Annotated in this window: 5 protein-coding genes; all 5 read right to left on the bottom strand. The window is 40.7% G+C overall.

The genetic code is table 11. From position 1 onward, the window contains the following. Positions 1 to 68 precede the first annotated feature (68 nt). Positions 69 to 683 carry a YesL family protein gene (locus E7274_RS07495; protein WP_304174947.1) on the bottom strand — a complete coding sequence of 205 codons (615 nt, stop codon included), beginning with the start codon at positions 681 to 683 and terminating at the stop codon, positions 69 to 71. A gap of 143 nt (positions 684 to 826) precedes the next feature. Beyond that, positions 827 to 1,621 (bottom strand): pyrroline-5-carboxylate reductase, encoded by a 795-nt coding sequence (gene proC / locus E7274_RS07490; RefSeq protein WP_304174945.1) that lies wholly within the window; start codon positions 1,619 to 1,621, stop codon positions 827 to 829. Positions 1,622 to 1,632: 11 nt separating this feature from the next. Then, the gene (locus E7274_RS07485; RefSeq protein ID WP_090478405.1) at positions 1,633 to 2,922 is read right to left on the bottom strand and encodes an aminotransferase; all 1,290 of its coding nucleotides are present in this window, start codon (positions 2,920 to 2,922) and stop codon (positions 1,633 to 1,635) included. A gap of 22 nt (positions 2,923 to 2,944) precedes the next feature. Further along, the gene (locus E7274_RS07480; protein ID WP_044936011.1) at positions 2,945 to 4,267 is read right to left on the bottom strand and encodes a replication-associated recombination protein A; all 1,323 of its coding nucleotides are present in this window, start codon (positions 4,265 to 4,267) and stop codon (positions 2,945 to 2,947) included. Between the two features lie 221 nt (positions 4,268 to 4,488). Beyond that, positions 4,489 to 6,015: a glycoside hydrolase family 32 protein gene (locus E7274_RS07475; protein ID WP_304174943.1), complete on the bottom strand. Its 1,527-nt coding sequence runs from the start codon at positions 6,013 to 6,015 to the stop codon at positions 4,489 to 4,491. Positions 6,016 to 6,018 lie beyond the last annotated feature (3 nt).

The raw sequence follows: 6,018 nt of genomic DNA, 5'->3' as shown, positions 1-6,018 counted from the left end.
ATATAGTCACCACCGCTATATTCAAAACATTTCTGTTTTAAAACATTTTTATTGACTTTCTTTAATAGTTAGTCTTTTGTAATCATTTCTAGCTGAGTGTCGAATTCCTTACTGATGTAGTAAAGAGAGACAGTAGTAACAAGTATCCAAATTCCCAGCCCCCACTGGATATACCATGCACAAATAATATATGGTAAAAAAGTTACTATAAAAATCAGTACCATTCTTGGGATATTAAGTATTGCCATAACTATGGATGCCTTTACCAAATCCTTTGTTGTGGTCTGAAATCTTGCCATAAAAGGAAACATGCAATAAATAATTGACCATACCAAAAAAGTAATAACTGCTAGTACCACTCTCATAGGAATAGGCATTGATTTGGCCATTCCAAAGAAAAGGTTGTACCAATCAAAAGCTAAAACCAGTAATACCAACAACTCCGCAATCCATACTGGAGTAATCTGCTTGAAATTTAAGCAAAATGACTTAAAGAAGCTTTTTACTGCATTTGGTTCTTCTCCCTTAGCTATCTTCATGGAAACATAATATTTAGCAGTAAAAGACGCACCAATTGTGATTATTGGTATAGAACATAGAACACAAAGCAAATTTAATATAATTAAATCCGTCGCCTTCCCTAGAAATTCCATTACCTCGCTGTCCGGTCTTAGGATATTCATAACATTCTCTCCTTTTTTGCAAAAAAATAACTATTCAGCCTAATCTGATATACCCCAGATTATTCTGAATAGTTACATATTATCATTATAAAAAATATTGTGGCCCTTACTTTTTGTGCCTTTGATGTAAGATTTTTTACATATTATAAGTCTCTAGATTTTTCGATACAGATTCGTTCTGCTTCGATAACTGCACTTCTGAATCCTGCTGCCTCAAGAGCTGCGACAGCCTCGATAGTGGTGCCACCTGGAGAGCAAACTGCATCCTTGAGAACTCCTGGATGCTCACCAGTTTCAAGAACCATTTTAGCTGAGCCAAGAACTGCCTGCGCTGCAAACTTGTATGCTTGTGTGCGAGGCATTCCCTCTGCAACTGCTCCGTCAGCAAGTGCTTCGATGAACATATAAACATAGGCTGGTGAAGAACCGCTGATTCCAACTACTGCATCCTGAAGACGCTCTGGAATAATTTCTGCCTGTCCAAATGCTTCAAAAAGCTTTAATACAGTGGCTGCCTCGTCCTCTGAAACAAGCTCATTAGGGCTAAGAGCACTCATGCCTTCCCCAACAAGTGCTGGAGTATTTGGCATTACACGAATGAGCTTGAGCTCCTTGCCAAACATTCCTGCAAGACGCTCCAATGACTGTCCAGCAGCAATACTAACAACAAGCTTATCACTGAAATCCATATCCTTGATGCCATCTACAACCTTAGCTAAAAACTGAGGCTTTACAGCAAGAAAGATGATGTCTGCAAATTCTACTGCGTCTCTGTTGTTAGTGCTTGTGTGTACTCCAAACTCATCGCTGATTCTATCAAGCGCTGCCTGGAAAATATCTGTAGCCATAACATCAGTAGCTTCTACCATGCCTGAGGAAATGATTCCTCCCATCATGGCGCTGCCCATGTTACCTGTTCCAATAAAACCTATCTTCATAAAGAAACCTCCTATTCAGCCTTGGCCAAAATAAGTTTTTCAAGATATGCAATACGAGCACAAACTGTAAAGATTTTTGCTGCTTCCTCTAATTCTTCGATTGGTGGAAGAGATGGAGCAAATCTAATGATTGAATCGCTTGGATCCATGTGGTATGGGAATGGTGCACCAGCTGGTGTAAGCTTAACGCCTGCCTCTGCTGCTAAATCTACGATACGTGTAGCTGTTCCCTTTGGAGCCTCAAATGTGATGAAGTATCCACCCTTTGGAGAAATCCATGAACCACATCCTGGGCCTGTTAAATCCTCTTCCATTGTCTTGATAACAAGCTCAAACTTAGGACGAAGAATCTTTGCATGTCTTTCCATGTGCTTTGATACAGACTCAACATCCTGGAAATATCTAGCATGACGAAGCATGTTGATTTTGTCAAAGCCAATTGTCTGAACTGTAAGTGTCTTCTTGAGCTCCTCACGATTGTTGTGGTTGCATGCGATAGCTGCAATTCCACCACCTGCAAATGTGATTTTAGAAGTAGAAGCGAACTCAAATACGAGATTTGGATTGTCTGCTTCCTCACACTCGTGAAGGATATTTAAAATCTTGCTCTTTTCTTTGTATAAGTGATGTACCGCATATGCGTTATCCCAGAATACCCTGAAGTCCTTAGCTGCTGGCTTAAGATTTGCCATACGTCTAACAACTTCGTCTGAGTATACAATACCCTGAGGATTTGAGTACTTTGGTACGCACCAGATACCCTTGATTGTGTCATCTGCTGCAACAAGTCCCTCAACAACATCCATATCAGGACCATCCTCATTCATAGGGATGTTTATCATATCGAAACCAAAATGCTGTGTGATAGCAAAATGTCTGTCATAACCAGGAACTGGGCAAAGCCATTTAACTCTCTCAAGCTTGCACCATGGTGTGCAGCCATCGAAACCAAACATGTATCCACGAGCAACTGTATCAAACATGATGTTTAATGATGAGTTGCCGCATACAATTACCTGCTCTGGCTGGCAATCCATAATCTCTGCCATAAGATGCTGAGCTTCTACGATGCCTTCCAACTGTCCGTAATTTCTAGTCTCAACACCATTCATGCATTTCATAAGAGACTTTCCATCAAGGATGTCGAAAAGTGGCATAGAAAGATTGAGCTGCTCTACAGATGGCTTTCCACGGCTCATATCAAGCTTTAAGCCCTTTGCCTGCCAAGCAACATACTCTTTTCTAAGTAGCTCCTTCTCTGCTTCAAGTTCTTCGGGTGACATTTCACTGTACTTTTTCATTGTTGGTCCTCTTTCATTTACTTTATTTATTATTTCGTACTTTATCTAAGTACTCATTAATAACTTGTTCATAACCGAGATTTCCTGGTCTGTAAAAATCTCCCCTTTCAAGTCCCTCTGGAAGATATCTCTGGTGTGAGAAATGGTTAGGATAATCGTGAGCATATTCATAACCTATGCCATGTCCTAGCTTTCCAGCAGACTTATAGTGTGCATCCTGCAGATGTGTTGGAATTGGTCGCGTGTGGTTGTTTCTCACCTCCTGCATGGCTAAATCAATAGCTCCGTAGGCTGAATTTGATTTAGGTGCACAAGCTACGTATGTAGCAGCGTGAGAAAGAATAATCTGACACTCTGGCATACCGATTCGTTCTGTTGCAAGGAATGCGCTGGTAGCAACTACCAGTGCCTGAGGATCAGCATTTCCTACATCCTCTGATGCACAAATACATATACGTCTTGCAATGAATTTGGGATCCTCTCCTGCGTAAAGCATTCGAGCCAAATAATAAACAGCCGCATCTGGATCTGAGCCTCTCATACTCTTTATAAAAGCAGAGATGGTGTCGTAATGATTATCGCCATCTTTGTCGTATTTGATAACTCTACGCTGAATGCATTCACTGGCAACATCTATGGTGATGTGGATTTTTCCATCATCGGATCTGTCTGTAGTGAGAACGCCAAGCTCAATAGCTGTGAGTGCGCTTCTGGCATCACCATTTGCAATGTCTGCTAAAAACTCTAAAGCGTCATCATCGATAACAGCATCGTAGCTTCCAAGTCCCTTTTCTGAATCTGTTAAAGCTCTGTTGATGAGGGTTTTAATATCCTCTATATCAAGTGGCTTTAGCTCGAAGATGATTGAACGGGAAAGCAAAGCTCCGTTGACCTCGAAGTATGGATTCTCAGTGGTGGCTCCTATAAGAATGATGGTGCCGTCCTCAACGAATGGAAGCAGATAATCCTGCTGGCCTTTATTGAATCTGTGAATCTCATCGATAAATAGAATTGTTTTTTTGCCGTATGCACCAAGTGTCTGTTTGGCTCCCTCAACAACTGCCTCCATGTCCTTTTTGCCGGATGTGGTGGCATTGATGGAAGTAAACTCTGCAGATGTGGTGTGGGCGATTACCTGTGCAAGTGTGGTCTTGCCTGTACCAGGTGGTCCATAAAATATAATAGAAGAAAGCTTGTCCGCCTTAATGGCTCTGTAGAGTAGCTTGTCCTTGCCAATGATGTGCTGCTGACCAACCACTTCATCAAGTGTGGTAGGACGAAGCCTAGCGGCAAGAGGCGATTCCTTTTTCTTTGCTTCCTGTCTCATGTAATCAAATAGATCCATGTAAAACCTTCCTTATCTTGATACTATCGTACGCATCCATAATAGCACATTTGTTCTGTATAGGATAGAGTTTTCACATTCAAATCTACACAAAAAAAGTATCAAGAGGTCACTTTACTAAACTAAAGTAATCGCTCTTGATACTATACTATAATTTTTTCAGTATTACAATAAAAAATTTCCGTAGGGCGGACATTTGTCCGTCGGTGGCAATAATCAATTTAGTTTAGATCGTATTTTGTAATGTTGATAACTGCATCCTCATTAGTGTTGAAATAGATGCCATCGCAAGATACATCAGTTGGAAGTGATGCTGTCATAACGTACATTCCATCCTCGAAGAATACTTCCATGCTGTATCTATCCATTACAATTCTAAGCTTGATTGTCTCGCTCTTCCATGGAATATGAGTTCTACGCTGATGCACTATTGCACGTCTTGAACCAGAAAACTTTCTGTCAATCTTTGCAATGTTTTCCTTTGGACGAAGAACGATATCCGTATGATACTTGTCATCTGCTGCAATTGAGATAACAAATCTGTCATACATAGCCTGAATATCCTTAGGCTTAACTTCTAATTCTAAATCTAAACATCTGCCATTAATGCCTTCTAATGAAACACCACCTGCAACGCTTTCGCTATCACTGTCTTTGATGTTCTTTGTAGCAGTAATATCGTAATTACGATACTCTACTTTATTAGAACGCATATCTTCCACTTCTTTAATTGGCCACTGGCATAATCTACCATCTCTGATAGAAAGCTCTCTTGGAAGTGACATCTGGCCAAACCATGGTTCTGAACCATCGTGAGCTCCTGTTGTATCCCAGTTCTGCATCCAGCCAATCATGACTCTTCTGCCATCTTCTGTGAGAATTGTCTGCATAGCGTAGAAATCAATTCCGTAATCAACTGCCTGAACATTTTCTTCTGTAAATGTATCTGTTGCAGCATCGAAATCACCAATTATGCAAAGGTTACCATTGCCGTTGTGGAATTCAAATCCTTCAGGAAGCATATCCTGTGGACTTGTTAAAAGAACACCTTTGCCTTCTAATTCAAAGAAGTCTGGACATTCCCACATGAGACCATATCTGCGCTCATTCTTTGCAAATATCTTCTCGAAATCCCAGTGAATGCAATCTGAACTCTTAAATAGAAGCAATTGTCCACTTCCATCTGGTGCTCTGTTGGCAACTAAACATCTGTAGCTGCCATCTTCTTTTTTCCAAATCTTTGGATCTCTAAAATCTGTTTTGCTTGACCCATCAGGGATAAGATTTGAATTAATAACAGGATTGTTTTCGTATTTCTCGTAATCTAATCCATCACCGACTGCTATACACTGTGTCTGGAACTCTTTCATCTGACCATTTTCAGCTGTTCTTTTCATAACGCCAGTATAGATAAGAAGATGTCTGCCATCCTCTAGAGTAATGGCACTTCCTGAAAAGACGCCATCCTTGTCGTAGAACTCATCTGGAGCCAAAGCAACTGGAAGAAACTCCCAATGAAGCAAATCCTTACTTGTGGCATGGCCCCAATGCATTGGACCCCAGTGTGCATCATATGGATGATACTGGTAGAATAAATGATACTTCCCTTCATAATAACTTAATCCATTAGGGTCATTCATCCAACCAACCCTAGGCGACAAATGAAACTTTGGTCTATTCTCCTCAGGGATTAATTTATCATAGACCTCCTCGTATTTTCTCGCCTCTCTAAGTGTTTGACTGCTCATTGG

This window comes from Pseudobutyrivibrio ruminis (genome assembly GCF_015057245.1).
GTDB lineage: Bacteria > Bacillota > Clostridia > Lachnospirales > Lachnospiraceae > Pseudobutyrivibrio > Pseudobutyrivibrio ruminis_E.
Note: the sequence above shows the minus strand (reverse complement) of the source record. Positions and strands in the feature narration are given on the sequence as shown.

Excerpts from the sequence above, each read along its gene's own strand:
- E7274_RS07495 (WP_304174947.1), bottom strand. The coding sequence starts at position 683 with ATGAATATCCTAAGACCGGACAGCGAGGTAATGGAATTTCTAGGGAAG.
- proC (WP_304174945.1), bottom strand. The coding sequence starts at position 1,621 with ATGAAGATAGGTTTTATTGGAACAGGTAACATGGGCAGCGCCATGATG.
- E7274_RS07485 (WP_090478405.1), bottom strand. The coding sequence starts at position 2,922 with ATGAAAAAGTACAGTGAAATGTCACCCGAAGAACTTGAAGCAGAGAAG.
- E7274_RS07480 (WP_044936011.1), bottom strand. The coding sequence starts at position 4,267 with ATGGATCTATTTGATTACATGAGACAGGAAGCAAAGAAAAAGGAATCG.
- E7274_RS07475 (WP_304174943.1), bottom strand. The coding sequence starts at position 6,015 with ATGAGCAGTCAAACACTTAGAGAGGCGAGAAAATACGAGGAGGTCTAT.